The organism is Leucobacter sp. UCD-THU (genome assembly GCF_000349545.1).
Lineage (GTDB): Bacteria > Actinomycetota > Actinomycetes > Actinomycetales > Microbacteriaceae > Leucobacter > Leucobacter muris.
Map to the genome: position 1 here is coordinate 341,336 of NZ_KB714604.1, position 20,086 is coordinate 361,421.

The window sequence follows — 20,086 nt, forward strand, 5'->3', positions numbered from 1 at the left end:
ACCATGACCATCACCGCTGATCAGATTCCCGGTTACCGCGTCGGCACCTGGCAGGTCGACCCCACCCACTCCGAGGTCGGCTTCTCCGTGCGCCACCTCGCGATCAGCAAGGTGAAGGGCAAGTTCGAGCAGTTCGAGGCGACCTTCGTCACCGCCGAGAACCCCCTCGACACCACCGTGACCGCCAGCGCCGAGGTCGCGTCGATCAACACCAACGAGAAGAACCGCGACGGCCACCTGCGCACCGGCGACTTCTTCGCCGCCGACGAGTTCCCCCAGCTCACCTTCGTCTCGACCGGTGTGCGCGAGGAGAACGGCGAGTTCAAGGTCGACGGCGACCTCACCATGCGCGGCGTGACGAAGCCCGTCACCTTCGACTTCGAGTTCGGCGGCTTCGGCGAGGACGCCTACGGCAACTACAAGGCAGGCTTCACCGCCACCACGGTCGTCAAGCGCGAAGACTTCGGCCTCACCTGGAACGCCCCGCTCGAGAAGGGCGGCCTGCTGCTCGGCTCCGACGTCACCATCACCCTCGACATCCAGGCGGCGCTCGCCGGCGAGTAAGCCGGCGCGCGGCGCATCCAGCGCTCAACCTCGTGCCCCGCTGACGTTGCCCCCTCCGGCCTCCGGAGGGGGCAACGTCGTTGACGGGGGCGCTGGCACCGGGCAGATGTGCGAGTGCCGCGAAACTGCGGCTCGGGGTGGTGGCGCCTCAGTCGAGTTCGCCCACGATCCGCCCCCGCACCCGTCGCAGATCCTCCATCAGGGAGCCGATGAGCACCCAGTGATCGGGGTGGGGCTGCGGAATCGTGTACGGCTGCGTCAGGGCCGGCGGTTCGACCGCGTTCCCCTCGTCGCCGGAGAGCGACACCAGGCGCTCAAGATCGTGCGCGGCACGGCGCATCTCCTCGACCAGGCCCACTACTGACGGGTCGGTGACGAGGTCCGGCTCGTAGAGGTCGTACACGGCGCGCGACATGCCGCCGATCTGCGTGACGATCGGCTGCAACCGCTGGAACAGTGCGTCATCCTCGGCGAGACCCCGCCGGTACCGCCGGCTGCGCGGGTTCAGCCGCAGACTCTCCCGCGCCTGCCGCAGCAGCCCGTGCACGCGCGTGCGCTCGCTCTGCAGCGCACGCGCTTCGACGTGCATCTGCTCGAGCCAGGCGTCATCTCGCGGGGCGTCGAGGGCGTCGGCGATCCGCCGCAGTGACGCCGCGGCATCGGCCGTGAGCGACACGATCGCCTCGTGCACCGGCAGCGTGCGCACCGGGGCCGCGACGAGCGCGTTGATCGCGACGCCGATGAGCGCGCCGATCAGCGTCTCCACCAGCCGCTCCACGCCGTAGTGCAGGTCGAGCCCGCCGAGCGCGATCATCAGCAGCGCGCTCACCACGATCTGATTCGCGGCGCTCGGCGTCATGCGCAGCACCCAGCCGAGCGCGAGGCCCGCCACGAGGGCCGCGATGAACAGCCACGAGTGCTGGCCCAGCACCTCGCCCGTGAGCAGCGCCACGGTCACGCCGAGCAGCACGCCCACCACGCGCTCCACGCCCTTGCTCAGCGACTGGTCGACGTTGTCCTGCACCACCAGCAGCGCGGCGATCGCCCCGAAGATGGGCAACTGCTCAGGGAAGATGAGCAGACAGGTGAACCAGGCGAGCACCATCGCCACCAGCGTCTTCACCACCTGGATCAGCGGTGTGCGGCGCTCCGCAATGAACCGCCCGGTCAACTGCTGCGGTGCACGCCGCCAGCCCGCAGGGGAGAGGCCGGTCACAGCCGTCCCCGCTCCCGGGGCCGGCCTGCGCCGCAGCCCGCATTCATCGCAGCAGCTCCAGCTTGCGCAGTTCGTCGCGCAGGGTCGCTCCATCCGGTCCGTACACCCAGGGCACGCCGCTCGTGCTGCGGTGCAGGCGGGCCTTCGAACGGCCGCCCGCGAGCACGGCTTCGCCGACGGAGAGCTGCCGGATCGCGACCGCGGCGACGTTGTTCGGATGCTCGGTCGCGAACTCGTGGTAGAGCTCTTCGTCGTGCTGGCCGTCGTCGCCGAAGAGCACCCAGCGAGTGTCGGGGAACTCCTGGGCGATGCGCTGCAGTTCGCGGCGCTTGTGCTCCTTGCCGCTGCGGAACCAGCGGTCGTGGGTGGGACCCCAGTCGGTGAGCAGCAGCGGCCCCATCGGGTAGAGATTGCGGGCCAGGAAGCGGCTGAGCGCCGGCGCGGCGTTCCAAGCGCCGGTGGAGAGGTAGATGACGGGCGCGCCGGGGTTCGATGCGACGAGGTGGTCGAGCATCACGTTCATGCCGGGGGTGGCGGATCGCGCGTGCTCGTCGAGCACGAAACTGTTCCACGCGGCTACGAAGGGGCGGGGCAGCGCGGTGATGAGGATCGTGTCGTCGACGTCGGAGATGACGCCCGTCTTCGCGTCGGGATCGACCACGACCACGGGCGCGTCGGCGGGTTCGCTGGCCCCGGCCTGCAGGGTGATGGTGTGCCAGCCGGGGGTGAGCGCGACGGGCACCATCGCGTCGATCACGCCGCCGCGATCCGCCGTGATCTCGGTGACGAACTCGCCGTCGATGGAGACCCGCACCTGCTGGTAGGGCACGTTGAGGCTGGTGAAGGTGCGCCAGCCGCGCACGCGCGACACGGCGGCCACGTCGGGGCGCAGGCGCGTGTGCTCGCGGCTCTCGGGTTTGAGGAACAGCACCCGGCCCAGCACGCGCACCCAGCCGTCGCCGCCGTACCCGATGTAGGGGATCACCGACGGCACCTTGCCGCGCGCGACCGCTCGGCGGGCCCGCCGGCCGTGCACCCAGTCTTCGAGGCGCGCCGCGAAGCGAGGTCGGCTGTCTGGCGGAGCGTTCAGGGTCACCCGACCAGTCTAGGGGGCGTGATGCGGGTGGAGCCCTGCCGGGGCACCTCTCTCGACGTCGAAAGAAAAGCGTTTCGACGTCGAGAGAAAACTGTCTCGACGTCAAAATGGACTCGCAGCAAACTCACAGAAAGAGTAGAATCGGGAGTGGCCGGTCGCCGACCGGCAGCTCCGGCGAGAATGACATCTCGTGGCGGATCTCACTACGGGAGTGCGCTCCTCGGTGAGGTGCGGCCTCCTTCGTTCAGGAGCGATACATGAACGAATTCTTCGACGCGTTGACGCTCGCCCGATGGCAGTTCGGGCTCACGACGCTCTACCACTTCATCTTCGTGCCCCTCACGATCGGCATGAGCCTGCTGGTCGCCATTCTGCAGACCGTCTGGGTGCGCACCGGCAAGGTGAAGTACCTGCGTCTCACGCGCCTCTTCGGAAAGATCTTCCTCATCAACTTCGCGATGGGCGTCGTCACCGGCATCGTGCAGGAGTTCCAGTTCGGCATGAACTGGTCGAACTACTCCCGCTTCGTGGGTGATATCTTCGGCGCGCCGCTCGCCATGGAGGGGCTCATCGCCTTCTTCTTCGAGGCGACCTTCATCGGTCTCTGGATCTTCGGCTGGGACAAGCTGCCGAAGAAGATCCACGTGCTCACCATCTGGTTCGTGTGGATCGGCACCGTGTTCTCGGCCTACTTCATTCTCGCGGCCAACGCGTTCATGCAGAACCCGGTCGGTTTCGAGATCAACGAGGAGCGCGGCCGCGCCGAGCTCGACAGCATCGGCAGCGTGCTGCTGAACCCCGTCGCGCTCACGCAGTTCCCGCACACCATCTTCGCGTCGATCATGTTCGCAGGCGTCGTGATGGTCGCCGTGGCCGCGTGGCACCTGCAGCGCGGCCAGTTCGTCGACGAGATGCGCACGACGCTGCGATTCGGAGCGTGGACGAACATCATCGCCTTCCTCGGCGTCGGTCTGACCGGCCACGAGCTCGGCATGGTGATGACCCAGACCCAGCCCATGAAGATGGCCGCGGCCGAGGCCCTCTACAACACCGCGAGCGGCGCCGACGCCTCGTTCTCGATCTTCAGCTGGGGCACGCCGGATGGGATGCACGAGATCTTCTCGATCCGCATCCCCTACCTGCTCTCCTTCCTCTCCAACGGCACCTTCGACGGCACCGTCGAGGGCATCCGGGACCTGCAGGCCGAGTACGAGCTCGCCTTCTGCGGCGCCGACAGCGCGCTGACCTGCCCGAGCGACGGCAACTTCGTACCCATCGTGTGGGTCACCTACTGGGCGTTCCGCTGGATGATCGGTCTCGGCGCCTTCGCCGCGCTCGTGTCGGCCGTCGGCCTCTGGATCACGCGCAAGAACGCCGATCTGCCCAAGTGGGTGTGGAAGGTCGCGATCTGGACCGCCCCGATCCCGATGCTCGCCTCGCTCGTGGGCTGGATCTTCACCGAGATGGGCCGTCAGCCCTGGATCGTGTTCGGCGTGATGACCACCGAGCAGGGCGTCTCGCCCGGCGTGCCCGGCTGGGCCGTGCTCGTGTCGCTCATCGTGTTCACGCTCGTCTACGGCGGTCTCGCGGTGCTCGAGTTCAAGCTCATCACCCGGGCCGCGAAGGACGGGCCGCCCGAGATCGAGATGAGCGGCGGCACCGACGGCGAAGGCGAACCCGACCAGCAGAAGCTGGCGACGGTCTACTAGGAGGAACGGAAACATGGAACTCACCACACTCTGGTTCCTCATCGTCGGCGTCATGCTCATCGGGTACTTCGTGCTCGACGGCTTCGACTTCGGCGTGGGCATGGCCCTGCCGTTCCTCGGCAAGGACAACACGGATCGCCGACTCATCATCAACACGATCGGCCCGGTCTGGGACCTCAACGAGACCTGGCTCATCGTGGCCGGCGCCTCGCTGTTCGCCGCGTTCCCGGAGTGGTACGCGACGATGTTCTCGGGCTTCTACCTGGCCCTGCTGCTGATCCTGGTCGCCCTGATCCTGCGCGGCGTCTCCTTCGAGTACCGGCATCAGGGCAAGGGCGAGCAGTGGACGCGCTGGTTCGACCAGTTCATCGTCTGGGGCTCCGTCGTGCCGCCGCTGCTCTGGGGCGTCGCGTTCGCGAACCTCGTGCAGGGCCTGCCGATCGGCCTGCTGCCCAACGGCGGCTGGATCTACGAGGGCACGCTGCTCACGCTGCTCAACCCCTACGGGCTGCTCGGCGGCGTCGTCATGGTGCTCGTCACGTTCACGCACGGTCTCGTCTTCATCTCGTTGAAGACCACGGGCGACATGCGCGAGCGGGCGCGTGCGCTCGCAACGAAGGTGGGGATCGGCGCGATCCTCGCCGGCGCCGTGTTCCTCGTGTGGACCATCGTGATGCACCTCGACCACGAGCTGCTCTGGCTCATCGTCACCTGCGCCGCGATCGCCGCACTCGCCCTCATCGGCGGCTTCGTAGCGAACCTCGCCGGTCGCGAGGGGTGGGCGTTCACGGGCAACGCGGTCGGCATCGCGTTCGCGCTGCTGACCATCTTCTCCGCCCTCTACCCGTACCTCATGTACTCGACGATCGATCCCGCGTTCTCGATGTCGATCGAGGGGGCGGCGAGCTCGCAGAAGACGCTCGAGCTGATGACCTGGGTGGCGGTGTTCACCCTGCCGCTCGTGCTCGCCTACCAGGCGTGGACGTACTGGGTGTTCCGCAAGCGGCTCACCCGGGAGACGATCACCGCGGGCGCGCACTGACCCGCACCGGTTCGGCAGAGCGGCGGGCGTCGTGTCGCTTCGGCGATGCGGCGCCCGCCGTCGCACACGGCGCCTGAATCGCTCATCAGATGTGAGGCGCCGAACTGCCCTAGACTGCCGTTGGCGACCCGGAGACCGCTCGCCGCCGCCCCGCCCGAACGAACCCACGAACGAACCCACAGGAACCCCGTGAAACCACTCGATCCGAGGCTGCTCCGCCACGCCCGCGCCGCCCGCGGCGTGCTGCTGATCGGGGCGGGGCTGGGCGCTCTCCGCACGCTCGCGATCCTCGCCTGGAGCTGGCTGCTGGCCCAGGCGCTCGCCGTGGCGGTGCTGCCGGTGCTGGGCGGTCTCGGCGGGGCAGCGGGCCGCGTATCGGAGGGCGCGCTGCCGCCCGAGCAGCTGCCGTGGCTGCTGCTCGGCGCGCTGGCCGCGCTCTGCATCCGTTCCGCCGCGTCGTGGGGCATGGATGCGGTGGCGGCCCGCGGAGCCGTGCAGGTCAAGTCGCAGCTGCGCGCGGCAGCCCTCGACGCGCTCGACGCGTCGTCGCCGTTGCGCGAGGGTCCCTCCGACGCCGAGCAGGCGACCGTGCTGGGGCGCGGCCTCGACGCGCTCGACGGCTACTTCTCGGCGTACGTGCCCCAGCTCATCCTCACCGCGGTCGCGACGCCGCTGCTGGTGCTCGCGGTGCTGATCGCCGATCCGGTGAGCGGTGTCGTCGTGCTCATCGTCTTCCCGGTGATCCCCGTCTTCATGATCCTCATCGGGCTCGCCACGCAGGCCGTGCAGGATCGTCAGTGGGCGCAGCTGCAGCGGCTGTCGAGCTCGTTCCTCGACGCGGTGTCGGGGCTTGCGACGCTCAAGATCTTCGGTCGCGAGGGGCGCCAGTCGGCCCGCATCGCCCGCGAGACCGACGAGTACCGCTCGCGCACCATGAAGGTGCTGCGCGTCACCTTCCTGTCGGGCTTCGTGCTCGACCTTGCCGGTACCTTCTCCATCGCGCTCGTCGCGGTGACGGTGGGCACCCGCCTCGTCGACGGCGCCTTCCCGCTCGCGCTCGGCCTGTTCGTGCTGCTGCTGCTGCCCGAGGTGTTCATCCCCATCCGACAGGTGGGCGCCGCCTTCCATGCTTCGACCGAGGGGCTCGCCGCCTCGACCCAGGTGTTCGACCTCATCGAGCGCGGCGCAGACGCCCGGGTGTCCGCCGTCGACGCGGGGGAGGGGGTGCTCGTCGACGCCGTGGTGCTCTCCCGCGGCGGGCGTCGCGTCGCGGGGCCGGTGACCCTGAGCGCGGACCCAGGCGAAGTGGTGGGGATCGCGGGGCCCTCGGGCGCCGGGAAATCGACGCTGATCGCGGCCCTGCTCGGCTTCATCGCTCCCGAGGAGGGGCGGATCGCGCGGCCGGCCGAGGTCGCCTGGTCGGGGCAGCGGCCCGGCCTGCTGCAGGGCAGCCTCTCCGAGAATGTGGCCCTGGGGGACTCTCGCCCCGATGCGGCGCTCGTGCAGCGCGCTCTCGCGGCGGTCGGCCTCGCCGGCCTCGACCCGGAAACCCAGCTCGGGGCCACCGGTGCCGGGCTCTCCGGCGGGCAGGCGCAGCGCGTCGCGATCGCCCGCTGCCTCTACCGCGCCTGGAGCCGCGACGCTGCGCTGCTGCTGCTCGACGAGCCGACATCGGCGCTCGACGCCGAGAACGAGGCACTCGTCTGCCGCGCGCTGCGCGAAGAAGCACAGGCCGGCCGCGCCGTGCTCGTGGTGAGCCACCGGCCCGCCGTGCTCGCGGCGGCCGACCGGGTGGTGCGCGTCGAACCAGCCGCCGCGCTCGGCGCGTCGGGCGCTGCCGGCGGCACCACTGCGACCGGACAGGAGGAGGGCGCATGATCCGCCGCACCGCCGCGAGCGAGACGCCGCGCCGAGCCGTGCTCGCGCGCGCCATGCCGGCGCCCCGCCGCCGAACCCCCGGCACCCTGCTGGGCGTGCTTGCCGACGCCTGCGTCGTCGGCCTGCTCGGCCTCAGCATGTGGCTGATCGTGCGGGCGGGCGAGCAACCGCCGATCCTGCATCTCACCTTCGCGATCGTGGGCGTGCGCGCGCTCGCGATCGGACGCGCCGCCTTTCGGTACACCGAGCGGCTCTTCAGCCACGACGCGGCGTTGACGCAGCTCGCGACGCTGCGCGCGCAGACCTTCGACGCGCTCGTGCCCCGCGTGCCGGGCGCCATCGAGTCGCATCGGCGCGGCGAGGTGCTCGCCGCGTTCGTCGACGACGTGGATCAGCTGCAGGACGAGCCGCTGCGCGTGCGCCAGCCGCTCATGGTGAGCGGGGTCGTGGTGCTGCTCAGCCTGCTGCTCATCGCCTTCGTCTCGCCTGTCGCGGCGCTGATTCTCTGCGCGGTGCTGCTCATCGCGGGCGCCCTCGCGGCGTACCTCGGGGAACGGTTCGCGGGGGCCGACGACCGCGAGCTCAGCGCCGCCCGCGCCGGCCTCGTCGATGCGCTGCTCGAACGCTTCGCCTCGGCCGAGGTGCTCGCCGCCTTCGGCGCGACCGGCGTGCAGCGCGAGCGCATCGCCGCGGCGGAGGCGCGCCTGTCGCGCGTGCAGCTGCGCCGGGCGCGCGCCGCCGGCCTCACCGGCGGGCTGCTGTCGCTCGGGGCGGGCCTCGCGTCGCTGCTGCTGCTCGTCGCGCTGCTGCCCGCGCTCGGTTCGGAGCTGACGGCCCCGCTCTTCGCCGCTGTGGTGGTGGTGCCGGCGGCCGTCTTCGAGGTCTTCGCGCAGGTGCCTGCCGCGCTCGCTGCCCGCCGGGCGGTGCGGGCGAGCGCCGACCGGGTCGCCGTGCTCACCGAGACGGCGCTGCCCGCGGAGATCCCCGTCGATGCTGCTTCTGCTCGTGTGCCCGAGCCGGTGCCGGCCGCCCCCCTCATCGCAGTGCGCGACCTCGCCGTGCGGCATCCCGGTGCCGCGCACGACGCGGTCGCCGGTGTCGGCTTCGAACTGCACGCCGGCGAGACGCTCGTGGTGACCGGCGAGAGCGGCGCAGGCAAGAGCACGCTCGCCCTCGCGCTCGTGCGCTTCCTCGAGTACCGCGGCGGCTACCGGCTGCGCGGCGTCGAGGCGCGGGAACTGCCGATCGCCGAGGTGCGCCGCACGGTCGGCCTCTGCGAGCAGACCCCGCACCTCTTCGATGCCGATCTGCGGCAGAACCTGAAGTTCGCCCGCGACACCGCGAGCGACGACGAGATCATGACCGCGCTCGACCGGGTGGGCCTCGGAGCCTGGGCGCGGGAGCGGGGCGGGCTCGACGCCGCGGTGGGCGAGCACGGTGCGCTCGTGTCGGGCGGGCAGGCGCAGCGGATCGCGCTCGCGCGAGCGATCCTGGCCGACTTCCCCGTGGTGGTGCTCGACGAACCCACTGCCGGGGTGGACCGCGAGCTCGCTGATCGGCTCCTGACCGAGCTGCTGGGCGCCGTGCCCGCCGACCGGGCCGTGGTCCTCATCACCCACACCGAACTGCCCGCGGGTGTCGCGGCACGCCGACTCGCCCTCTGAGCTGGCGACCCGGCCCCGGGGTCAAACCAGCGGGTGCCAGCAGCGGTCGAGGGCCTCGCGGAACCAGCGCAGGCGGCGCTCCTCGGGTGCGGCCTGCGGCACACCGTCGATGCTCGTGACGACGCGGATGCCGTGCAGCGCGTTCACCGCCCAGACCTCGGCGCCCGCGAGTTCCGCCACCGTCGGCGTGGCCGGCGACAGGGAGCCGCTCTGTCGCTCAGGCTTGCGCCCCACGAAACGCGCGTCGGCGGCCCGCCGCAGCAGGCCCTCGGTCACGGACGGCACCCGGTTCGCGCGCCCCTTCGCCCGCGCGTCGGCGACGAAGCGGCCGGAGGAGTCGCCGGCGTCGCCCCACCAGATCAGGCTCGTCGTCGCGCCCTCGACGACCGCGCGCCCCGCCCCGTCGAGCAGCAGCGCCTCTGCGCCGAGCCGGCGGTTCAGCTCGGCGAGGCGCGAGATGTTCGGGCCTTTGCGCTCGGGGTGATCGAGGAGCACACCCGGGGCCGACCGCAGCTCGATCGTGTCGCGCAGCTCGGGCAGCGGCCGCAGCGAGAGCGAGAGTTCCGCGTCGCCGCCGGCGTGCTCGGCCTCCCATAGTTCGAGGCGGGGGAAACCCTCGCCGTACTCCGCGATGCGGTCGACCGCCTCATCGAGGAAGACGTCGATGCGCGCCCGTGTGTCTGCACCGGGCAGCTGCCCGAGCGCCGAGAATCGGAACCGGCGGAGGTGATCGGCCAGCCCGCGCACCTCGGCGGTACCCGTGCGCGGGTTCGCGCGCACTCGGAAGGAATCGGCGACGATGAGCCGTCGGGTCGATGCTGCGCTCACGCGCCCACCCTACCCGCCGAGCGATCTGCCGACTGCCGATCCGCCAACCGCCGATCCGTTGGCGCGTCGTCGGTCGCAGCCTGATCCGCTGTCCTTGCTCGGTAGGGTGGTCGGGTGACGGGGAGACAGGCCTGGCCGAGCGACGCGGCGGAGATCGCGCGCGTGCTCGCCGCGAGCGGCCGGCCCTGGGCCTGGTTCGACGGGGCGGCTGCGGCCCCGGGAGAACCCCGGGTGAGCTACCTCGGGGTGGCGTCCGAGATGCGGATCGCCGAGACCGGTCTGGAACGCGAGTTCCTGGCCGGGCTGCGAGCCGCACCGGGGGTCTCTGCGGTGCCCGGCCTGCAATCCGGCTGGGCCGTGGCGCTGAGCTACGAGTTCGGTGTGGCGCTGCTCGACGCCGACGTCGGATCTCTCCGGTGTTTCGGAGCAGAAAGCGCGGATCGCTCCGAAACATCGACGAGGTCCGCAGAGACGACGGCGCCCGCCTTCGCGCTGCGTCTCGACGGCGTGCTGGAGCTCGACCACGATCGCGGCACCTCGCGACTGAGGGGGGACGCGGCCGAGCTCGCCGCGCTGCTCGATCCGCATCTCGGATCCATCCAGTCGTTCGGAGCCGAAGCCCCCGATCTCTCCGAAACACCGGGGAACCCCGATGCAGCGACGGCGCCGGCTGGCAGGCGCCCGGCTGAGCGCGCCGGGCCTTCCCCTGCGGGTGCCGGCGCCCCGGCGTGGCGACGCACCGACGCCGACTACGCCGCGGAGGTCGAGGCGTGCCGATCCGCCATCCGCGACGGCGACGCCTACGTGCTGTGCCTCACCGACACCGCTCAGGCGCGCGGCGACTTCGACCCGTTCGACCTCTACCTGCGGCTCCGGCAGGGCGGCGGCGCAGTGCGCGGCGGGGTCATCGTCGCGGGGGAGCGGGCACTCGTGAGCGCGAGCCCCGAACGCTTCCTGAGCGCGCGGGCGCGACGCATCGTCACCCACCCGATCAAGGGCACCCGGCCTCGCGGCGCGACGCCCGAGGCCGACACCGCCCTCGCCGCGCAGCTCGCGAACGACCCGAAGGAGCGGGCCGAGAACCTCATGATCGTCGACCTCATGCGCAACGACCTCAGCCGGGTGTGCGAGCTCGGATCGGTGGGGGTCGAGGGCTTCCTGCGGGTCGAAACCCACCCGCACGTGCACCAGCTCGTGAGCACGGTCGGCGGCCGACTGCGCGCCGACCGCGACATCTTCGACGCGGTCGAGGCCTGCTTCCCGGGCGGATCGATGACGGGTGCGCCGAAGCGGCGCGCGGTCGAGATCCTGCGCGCACTCGAAGGGGCGCCGCGCGGGCTCTACTCGGGCTGCTTCGGGTGGGTCGACGATGGCGGGGACGCCGAGCTCGCCATGACGATCCGCAGCGTCGAGCTGCGCGGCGGCGCGGGCACGCGCGTGGCGCTCGTGGGCGCGGGCGGCGGGATCACCGCCGACTCCGATCCGCAGCGCGAGACCGCCGAGAAGCACCTCAAAGCGGCCCCGATCCTCGCCGCGCTCGCCTCCTGCGCCGCCGCTTAGCGGGCGCGCAGGAGCCCGGCCCGCAGGATCACCCGCAGGATCGCGCGCCGCATCCGCGGTAGTCTTGAGGAATGTGTGCGAGCCCGCGGCAGCGGGCGATCCCGAACGAGATCGAGGTGTGTGTGAGCGAGCGGCAAGCGAGCAGCCAGGTGGGCGCAGTCGAGCAGCAGGCGCGAGAGGCCGAGGGCTACGACTTCCAGGCGATCCAGGACCGGTGGCTGCCGGTCTGGGACCAGCTGAAGCCCTTCGAGGTGAGCGGCGACAGCGGTCGCCCCGCCAAGTACGTGCTCGACATGTTCCCCTACCCCTCGGGCGACCTGCACATGGGGCACGCCGAGGCGTTCTGCTTCGGCGACGTGCTCGCCCGCTACTGGCGCGGCCGCGGCTACGACGTGCTGCACCCCATCGGCTGGGACTCCTTCGGCCTGCCCGCCGAGAACGCCGCCATCAAGCGCGGCGTCGACCCGCGCGAGTGGACCTACGCCAACATCGACCAGCAGAAGGCGTCGTTCCGTACCTACGCACCGTCGTTCGACTGGAGCCGGGTGCTGCACACGAGCGACCCCCAGTACTACAAGTGGAACCAGTGGCTGTTCCTCAAGATGTACGAGAAGGGCCTCGCATACCGCAAGGCGAGCTGGGTCAACTGGGATCCGGTGGATCAGACTGTGCTCGCCAACGAGCAGGTGCTCGCAGACGGCACCTCCGAGCGCTCCGGCGCGATCGTGGTCAAGAAGAAGCTCACCCAGTGGTACTTCCGCATCACGGACTACGCGGATCGCCTGCTCGACGACCTCGATCAGCTCGAGGGGCAGTGGCCGGCCAAGGTGCTCAACATGCAGCGCAACTGGATCGGCCGCTCGCGCGGCGCCGAGGTCGAGTTCGAGATCGAGGGCCGCGCTGAGAAGGTGCCCGTCTTCACGACCCGCCCCGACACCCTCCACGGCGCGACCTTCATGGTCGTGGCACCAGATTCCGACCTCGCCGCCGAACTGGCCGCGGGCGCCTCGCCCGAGGCGCGTATGCACTTCCAGGCATACCTCGAGCAGACGCAGAAGCAGACCGAGATCGAGCGTCAGAGCACGGATCGTGAGAAGACCGGCGTCTTCCTCGACCACTTCGCCGTCAACCCGGTGAACGGCGAGCGGATCCCCGTCTGGGCCTCCGACTACGTGCTCGCCGACTACGGCCACGGTGCGATCATGGCCGTGCCCGCGCACGATCAGCGCGACCTCGACTTCGCCCGCAAGTTCGAACTGCCCGTGCGGGTCGTGCTCGACGTGCGCGACGCAGATGGTGCGCAGCTGCCCGACCCGGCTGAGAGCGGTGTCGCGCTCGTCGGCGATGGCACCCTCGTCAACTCCGCCGAGCTCGACGGCCTCGCGAAGGCCGAGGCGATCGCGAAGTCGATCGAGGTGCTCGAGGGGCGCGGCACCGGCCGTGCCGCCACCACCTACCGACTGCGCGACTGGCTGATCTCGCGCCAGCGCTACTGGGGCACGCCGATCCCGATCCTGCACGGCGCCGACGGCGAGATGAAGCCCGTCGAGCAGTCCGCGCTGCCCGTCGAACTGCCGTCGTCGGAGGGCCTCGACCTCAAGCCGAAGGGCTCGTCGCCGCTGGGCGCCGCGACCGAGTGGGCGACCGTCGTGGACCCCGAGACCGGTGAGAGCTGGACGCGCGACCCCGACACCATGGACACCTTCGTCGACAGCTCCTGGTACTACCTGCGGTTCCTCTCGGCGAACGACGACACCCAGGCGTTCGACCCGGCAGCGGCGAAGCGCTGGGGCCCGATCGACCAGTACGCGGGCGGCGTCGAGCACGCCATCCTGCACCTGCTCTACTCGCGCTTCATCACCAAGGTGCTGCACGACCTCGGCTACCTCGACTTCGAGGAGCCCTTCACCGCGCTGCTCAACCAGGGCATGGTGCTGCTCGACGGCGCCAAGATGTCGAAGTCGAAGGGCAACCTCGTCGAGTTCGCCTCGGAGCTGAAGGAGCACGGCGCCGACGCGCTGCGCGTCACCCTCGCCTTCGCGGGCCCGCCCGAGGACGACATCGACTGGGCCGACGTGTCGGTGCAGGGCTCGGCGAAGTTCCTCGCCCGTGCCTGGCGGATCGCCGACGACATCGAGACGTCTGACGCGCCCGCCGGTGCGTCGTTCTCTGACGGCGACGCTGCGCTGCGCAAGCACACCCACCACCTGCTCGCCGACGCCCCCGGTCTCGTCGAGGCGTACAAGTTCAACGTGGTCGTCGCCAGGCTCATGGAGCAGGTCAACGTCACCCGCAAGGCCATCGACTCCGGCTGCGGCGTCGCGGACCCCGCCGTGCGCGAGTCGGCCGAGGCGATCGCGGTGATCCTCTCGCTCTTCGCACCCTACGCCGCCGAGGACATGTGGGCGAAGCTCGGTCACCAGCCCACTGTGGCGCTCGTCGAGTGGCCGGCAGCAGACCCGTCGCTGCTCGTCGAGGCCGAGGTCACGATGGTCGTGCAGGTCGACGGCAAGGTGCGGGATCGCCTCACCCTGCCCGCCTCCGTCACCGAGGCCGAGGCCGAAGCCGCCGCGCGTGCATCGGCCGCCGTGCAGCGCGCCATCGGCGACCGCGAGATCGTGAACGTGGTGGTGCGCGTGCCGAAGATCGTGAGCATCGCCACGAAGTAGGGTTCGGCTGTTCGGCTTGGCTGTCCGGTTCGGGCCGTGCGCGTCGAGCCCTGCGCTTCGGGCCGCCGCCTTGGCGGTTCGGTTCGAACTGGCATCGCGCCTGGTGCACTATCCCTGGGATAGTGCACCAGGCGCGATGCGTTTTTCGGGTGTTGGGGCCGGGCTGGGGGTGACCTCGCTCACAGGCGGCGCGAATCCGGGGTGAGCGCCGACTTCTCCACCGATACTGGCGCTCGACCGATCGGGGTGCGTCCGCTCGCCTAGCGTGGGCGCATGAATCAACTGCAGGCGAGCGAATCACGGCAGCCGCGGGCCGGCGCGCGGCACGGCCGATGGCCGGTGCCCGAGGCCCCGGGAGGCTTGGACCCGGCTCAGGTGCCTGCGGTGCGCGGAGTGCCGGAGGCGCCCGGCGCCCTGGTAGCGCGTGAGTTTGCGCCTGAGTTTGCGAGCCCGGGGGCCGGAGGCGACGGCCACGTGAGCTGGCCCAGCGCTGCGTCTGGCGACCGTGCTCAGAACACCCGAGGTGTTCGGATGGCCGGGTCCGGATCGGTCATCGGCGATGCGCCGCGGCCTGCAGACGGGCCGACAGGGGAGAGTTCGGGGGAGCCGTGGAATGCCTCGAAGCTCTCGGGTTCGAGTGCGGATGAGACCGCGGGTGGCGACGTCCTGGATCCCTTCCCCGCGGCCGGTCTCGGGCCGCACTTCCCGGAGCCATCCGGGGGCCGATCCGCAGCTCCGCCCGGAGACGGGCGCGCGGCAGGGCCCGAAGGCGGACCTACTGGGTCGAGCGAGCGGTGGACTTCCGAGGCAGTGCTGGACCGGGGCCTATGGCGCGAGCGGCCGCCCGAGCCGTGGGCGTCACGGGGTGCACCCGCGGCGCTCGAACGCGAGGACGCGCCGAGACTGGGGCTCCGTATCAAGCGCGCGGTGGCGGTGCCGGTTCTGGCGGGCGCGGTGGTGCTGGTGGCTGCCGTACTGATCGCGATCGCCGTCGCAGCGCTGCAGCCGGGAGGCGCGGGGATGGAACTCGCCCACGCGCCGGGAGCCGAGGGGCGCGGCGGCGATGCGTCGGAGGGCGGATCCGGGCCGGCGGCAAGCGGGTCGCCGAACGCCGGCGGCGGCTCGGATGGCGTTGCGGGCAGTGGCGCGGATGATGTTGCGGGCGGGGCGGAGGTGCAGCGGATTCTCGTGCACGTCGTGGGCGAGGTGGCCCGTCCGGGGGTGATCGAGGTGGTGAACGGCGCGCGAGTGTCCGAGGCCATCGAGGCCGCCGGGGGCGCATCGGAGGCGGCTGTGCTGTCTGCGGTGAATCTCGCGCGCGCGGTCGTCGACGGTGAGCAGATCGTGGTGCCGAACGCGCAGCAGGTGCAGGAGGGGGCGGTGCCGGGAGCGGCGGCGGGCGGCGGGGCGTCGGCCACGGCTGGCGCGCCCGCGGTGATCGATCTCAACACCGCCGATGCCGGCGCCCTCGAAACGCTGCCGAGGGTCGGGCCGGCGCTCGCGCAGCGCATCCTCGACTGGCGGGCCGCGAACGGCCGATTCGCGACGGTCGATCAGCTGCTCGAGGTACCGGGCATCGGTGCGAAGATCCTCGACGGGATGCGAGAGCGGGTGCGGGTGTGAGCGACGAACCGAGGTCTCCTGCGGGCGGTGAGCATCTGCCGTGGCCTGCGGGTTTCTGGGCGGCCCGCGATGCACCGCATCGCGAGTCCGCGTCGCCGAGCACCGCAGCGGCTTGTGAAGCGGCGCTGCCGACCGCCCGCGCGGCTGATGGAGGAGCGCCATCGCATCTCGGAGCCGTCGGCAGAACTGCGTCGCCAGACATCTGCGCGGTCGGTGACGCAGTGCCACCGCAGGCCGGCGCGCGCATGCGCTCCCCGCCGGGCGCCTGGCGCCTGTTCGCGCCCGCCCTGCTGGTCTGGGCCGTGGCGGCTCTGGCAATCGGGCACCCCGGTGCCGGGCCCGTGATCACCGTGGCCGCGGGCGGGGTCGGGGTGCTCATGCTCGTGCTCGCAGCGACAGGTCGCAGGCTCGCCGGGCGGATCAGTCGGATCGGACGGGCCGGCCTCGGTTACGGGGCCGTGTGCTGCGCCGCGATGGTGCTCCTGGGCGCCGGTATCGAGGCGGGGGAGCGCGCGCGTGCTGACCCGCGACTTGCTGCGGCTGCGGAGAACGGAGCGGTCGTCGATATCGACGTGGTGCTGCGTGGGTTCCCTCATACTCGACCTGCCGGGTCTCTCGGGTCTGCCGGGTCTGCCGGGTCTGTCGGGCCTGCTGAGGCGTCGAGCTGGGTCTCTGCCGGTGCGCGTGCTTCTGGCGGGGAGGTGCCGGTGGTGCTCTGGTTGCAGGGCGCCGTTCCTGACGGAGAACGGTGGGTTCCCGGTATGGGCCTCGCCGTGCACGGGGTGCCGGTCTCTCTCGGGCCGAGCTCGGCGGCGGCGTACGGCATCCGGGTGCGCGATGTGAGCCCGGCACCCGCGATGAACGGCCCCGCGCGAGCCGTGGAGGCCGCGGGCCGGGCGGCCGCCGAGTTTCGAAACGGATTGCGCGAGGCCGCGGCGGCGGTGCCGGGGGCGGCGCTGGTGCCCGGGCTGACGGTGGGCGACACGTCCCTCGTCGACAAATCCCTCGAGTCGCGCATGCAGCACACCTCCCTCACGCACCTCGTCGCAGTATCGGGCGCGAACTGCGCGCTCGTCACCGGTGCGGTGGTGTGGTGCGCGGCACTGCTGGGTGCGGGGCGTCGGGTGCGGATCGTGGTCGCAGGTGCCGCGCTGGTGGGATTCGTGTTCGTCGTCGGCCCCGACGCGAGCGTGCAGCGCGCCGCGCTCATGGCATCGGTCGTGCTGGTCTCCGGCTTCGGCGGGAAGCAGGCCGTCGCGCTGCCGGCGCTGGGCGCGGCGATGCTCGTCATGCTGCTCTCGAACCCCTGGCAGGCCCTGCAGCCCGGCTTCGCGCTGTCGGTCGCGGCCACGGCCGGGATCCTGCTGCTGGTGCCGGGCCTCGATCGCGGGCTGCGACGGCTCGTGCCGATCCCGCGCTGGATCGTGCTCCCGATCGCGGTGGCGCTGTCGGCACAGCTCGCCTGCGGTCCGCTGCTGCTGCTCCTGCAACCCGGAATTCCCGCGGTGGGAGTGCTCGCCAATGTGATCGCCGGGCCCGCGGCTCCGCTCGGCACCGGTCTCGGCTTGCTCGCACTGCTGCTGCTGCCGTGGTGGCCGACCGCCGGAGCGGCGGCGGTGCTGCTCGCGAGCCTGCCCGCGCGGTGGATCGCCGCCACCGCCGAGGTCGCCGAAGGGCTGCCGTTCGCGCGGTGGCCCTGGCCCGCGGGCTGGTCCGGAGCGCTGCTGCTCGCGGCGATCGAGGGGGTGGTGCTGCTCGCGTGGGCGCTCGCGACCCGGAGGCTCGCGCTTCCCGAGGATCGGAAATCCGGCCGCCGGCCGTGGCTGCAGCGGCGACGGCTCTCGGTGCGCGCACGGGCCCTCGTGGCGGTGCTGCTCTGCGCCTCCGCAGGGACCTTCGCGGGCCCCGTGCTGGTCGCCCCCGCGATCGAGAGGATCGGCGTGCCGCACGACTGGTTCGTGGTCGCCTGCGATGTCGGCCAGGGGGACGCGATCCTGCTGCGCGACCCCGCCCGCCCCGGCGCCGTGATGCTCGTCGACACCGGCGACGAGCCCGCGCTTCTGCGGGCCTGCCTCGACCGCTTCGGGGTGTCCCGCATCGCGCTGCTCGTACTCACCCACGACGACCGCGACCACGTCGGCGCCCTGAACGAGGTGATCGGGGATACCGAGGCCGCGCTCGTGGCACCGCACAATCGAGAGGACGGCGAGAGCCGGCCGCTGCTCGCGCGCCTGAGCACGGCGGGCGTCCCGCACCGCGTGGGTGCAGCCGGGCAGAGCGGCGGCGACGGCTTCGCCTGGGAGGTGCTCGCACCGCGGCCGGACCGAATACCCGACGACACCAACGCCGCGAGTCTCGTGCTGCGGGTGCGCGCGGGGGAGTCGACGGTGCTCCTCCTCGCCGACACCGGAGCGGAGGAGCAGCAGGCGCTGCGGGCGAGCGGCGCCGAGCTGCGAGGGGCGGTCGTGAAGGTGGCGCACCACGGCAGCCGGGATCAGGATCCGGCGCTGGCCGACACCGTCGGAGCCGAACTGGCGCTCGTGTCGGTCGGGGCGGGCAACGGCTACGGGCATCCGGTGGCCGAGACGCTCGACGCCTTCACTCGTGCCGGGGCCCACCCGCTGCGCACCGACACGCACGGCTCCATCGCTGTCAGCGGCGAGCCCGGCAGCCTCCGCGTCTGGGCGGAGCGCGCCGCGCCGGCTTCGCCCGCCGCAGCCCGACGCTGACACCCCGGGTCGCCCGGCGGATGCGGGACACGCCTCTGCGCTCGCCCGAGCCCGCCCGGGCTTCACCCGCCGCAGCCTGGCTCTGACGCCCCGGAAGCCGGACGAAGGCGGGCACCCTTCTGCGCTCGCCATCCCTCCGCAGTCGTCGAGGTCACCCGTGCGGTCCCTATCCCGACGCTCACAGGACCAGCCGGGCGACCTCGACGAGGTGGGGCGAGAAGGAAGGAGGTTGGTGCGGGGGAGGGGAGAGGAGCGGAGGGAAGGGGCGAGGGAGATGTGGGAGGGGTCAGGGCGACCGGGCGAGTAGGGTTGAGGGGTGGCAGCAGCACGTGGAGCGAAGAGCAAGATCCCGCAGCTCGACTGGACGGAGGCGCGCCCCGCGCCGGTGGTGCTGGTGAGCGGGCCGGAGGCCTTCCTCGCCGACCGTGCGGGCCAGGCGATCCGGGCCGCCCTGCTCGACGCGAACCGCGAGCTCGAGGTGCACGACGTCGACGCCGCCTCGTACACCGCGGGCGAGCTGTTCACGATCGCGAGCCCGTCGCTGTTCGCCGAGCCGAGGTTGATCCGGGTGGAGGGCGTCGAGAAGTGCTCCGACGCGTTCATCGAGGATGCGAAGCGCTACATCGCCGATCCTGCCGATGACACCACGCTCGTGCTGCGGCACGCGGGAGGGCAGCGCGGCAAGGCGCTGCTCGACGCGGTGCGCGGGGGAGCTGTCGGCGGTATCGAGGTCGTCTGCGCCGAGGTGAAGAAGGATCAGGATCGCCTGACGTTCGCGCAGGCCGAGTTCCGCCGCCTGGGTGCGCAGATCACGTCCGGCGCGCTGCGCATGATCGTGGGGGCCTACTCGGGCGGCATCGGCGAGCTCGCGGGCGCCTGCGCCCAGCTCGTCTCGGATGCGGGTTCGCGCCTCACCGAGGAAGAAGTGAACCGTGCCACGGAGGGGCGGGTCGAGACCAACGCCTTCAAGGTGGCCGACGCGGCGACGGCGGGACGGGCCGCCGATGCGCTCGTGCTGCTGCGCCAGGCGCTGTCGACCGGCACCGATCCCATTCCGATGCTCGCCGCGCTCAACATGAAGGTGCGGGCGATGGCGCGGGTGTACGGCGCCGTCGGCTCGGGCGGTCAGCTGGCGAAGGAGCTCGGCATGGCGCCGTGGCAGGTGGATCGCGCGCTTCGCGAGGTGCGCGGCTGGCGCGAGGAGGATCTCGCGCGCTGCATCGACCTCGCCGCTGAGACCGAGTGGCTGCTGAAAGGCGGCAGCCGCGACCCCGAGTACGCGCTGGAGAAGTACCTGCTCTTCGTCGCGAAGCGCGGCCGCTGACTCGCACTCACCCGTCGAGACGGCCTACTTCTACCGAGTCGGCCTGCTTCTCGCGCGAATAGTGGGCCGACTCGGTACGAATGTGTCGACTCGGTGAGCGCGACCGCGTGCGAACGCGTGCGGGCGAGCGCGAAGCCGCCCGGGACGCGAAAAGACCCCGCCTTGGCGGGGTCTTTTCGTGAAA

General features: G+C 71.6%; 13 protein-coding genes. 10 read left to right on the plus strand and 3 right to left on the minus strand.

The features are described from left to right. Positions 1–3: 3 nt before the first annotated feature. Positions 4–564, plus strand: coding sequence for a YceI family protein (locus H490_RS29050; RefSeq protein WP_017885036.1), 561 nt, complete (start codon positions 4–6; stop codon positions 562–564). Between the two features lie 148 nt (positions 565–712). On the opposite strand, the gene H490_RS29055 is transcribed toward H490_RS29050, so the two are convergent. Together H490_RS29055 and H490_RS29060 are read right to left on the minus strand one after the other, a co-directional pair. Beyond that, positions 713–1,780: an FUSC family protein gene (locus tag H490_RS29055; protein WP_024357161.1), complete on the minus strand. Its 1,068-nt coding sequence runs from the start codon at positions 1,778–1,780 to the stop codon at positions 713–715. 43 nt (positions 1,781–1,823) lie between these two features. Continuing rightward, positions 1,824–2,876, minus strand: a complete 1,053-nt coding sequence (locus H490_RS29060) for an App1 family protein (RefSeq protein WP_152424316.1) — start codon at positions 2,874–2,876, stop codon at positions 1,824–1,826. Positions 2,877–3,133: 257 nt separating this feature from the next. Here H490_RS29060 and H490_RS29065 point away from each other — a divergent pair, with 257 nt between their 5' ends. The 4 genes from H490_RS29065 (at position 3,134) to cydC (ending at position 9,169) form a co-directional block, all read left to right on the plus strand. Further along, positions 3,134–4,585 (plus strand): cytochrome ubiquinol oxidase subunit I, encoded by a 1,452-nt coding sequence (locus H490_RS29065; protein ID WP_017885039.1) that lies wholly within the window; start codon positions 3,134–3,136, stop codon positions 4,583–4,585. A gap of 13 nt (positions 4,586–4,598) precedes the next feature. After that, positions 4,599–5,627 carry a cytochrome d ubiquinol oxidase subunit II gene (cydB, locus tag H490_RS29070; protein ID WP_017885040.1) on the plus strand — a complete coding sequence of 343 codons (1,029 nt, stop codon included), beginning with the start codon at positions 4,599–4,601 and terminating at the stop codon, positions 5,625–5,627. 189 nt (positions 5,628–5,816) lie between these two features. Continuing rightward, positions 5,817–7,505, plus strand: coding sequence for a thiol reductant ABC exporter subunit CydD (gene cydD, locus H490_RS29075; RefSeq protein ID WP_017885041.1), 1,689 nt, complete (start codon positions 5,817–5,819; stop codon positions 7,503–7,505). Next, the gene (gene cydC / locus H490_RS29080; RefSeq protein WP_017885042.1) at positions 7,502–9,169 is read left to right on the plus strand and encodes a thiol reductant ABC exporter subunit CydC; all 1,668 of its coding nucleotides are present in this window, start codon (positions 7,502–7,504) and stop codon (positions 9,167–9,169) included. Before cydD ends, cydC begins: the two co-directional genes overlap by 4 nt. A gap of 21 nt (positions 9,170–9,190) precedes the next feature. On the opposite strand, the gene H490_RS29085 is transcribed toward cydC, so the two are convergent. Further along, positions 9,191–9,997 carry an aminotransferase class IV gene (locus tag H490_RS29085; protein ID WP_017885043.1) on the minus strand — a complete coding sequence of 269 codons (807 nt, stop codon included), beginning with the start codon at positions 9,995–9,997 and terminating at the stop codon, positions 9,191–9,193. Positions 9,998–10,111: 114 nt separating this feature from the next. Between H490_RS29085 and H490_RS29090 the strand changes: the two genes are divergently transcribed. The 5 genes from H490_RS29090 (at position 10,112) to holA (ending at position 19,902) form a co-directional block, all read left to right on the plus strand. Further along, entirely contained in the window at positions 10,112–11,557 is a 1,446-nt protein-coding gene (locus H490_RS29090) for an anthranilate synthase component I family protein (protein ID WP_017885044.1), read from the plus strand. Positions 11,558–11,628: 71 nt separating this feature from the next. Then, positions 11,629–14,226, plus strand: a complete 2,598-nt coding sequence (gene leuS / locus H490_RS29095) for a leucine--tRNA ligase (RefSeq protein ID WP_017885045.1) — start codon at positions 11,629–11,631, stop codon at positions 14,224–14,226. 927 nt (positions 14,227–15,153) lie between these two features. Next, complete coding sequence (locus H490_RS32170; RefSeq protein WP_017885046.1) at positions 15,154–15,849, plus strand: ComEA family DNA-binding protein; 696 nt, start codon at positions 15,154–15,156, stop codon at positions 15,847–15,849. 221 nt (positions 15,850–16,070) lie between these two features. After that, positions 16,071–18,578 (plus strand): ComEC/Rec2 family competence protein, encoded by a 2,508-nt coding sequence (locus H490_RS29105; protein WP_238560354.1) that lies wholly within the window; start codon positions 16,071–16,073, stop codon positions 18,576–18,578. A 316-nt stretch (positions 18,579–18,894) separates the two neighbouring features. Then, positions 18,895–19,902 carry a DNA polymerase III subunit delta gene (gene holA / locus H490_RS29110; protein ID WP_017885048.1) on the plus strand — a complete coding sequence of 336 codons (1,008 nt, stop codon included), beginning with the start codon at positions 18,895–18,897 and terminating at the stop codon, positions 19,900–19,902. The last annotated feature ends 184 nt before the right edge of the window (positions 19,903–20,086 follow it).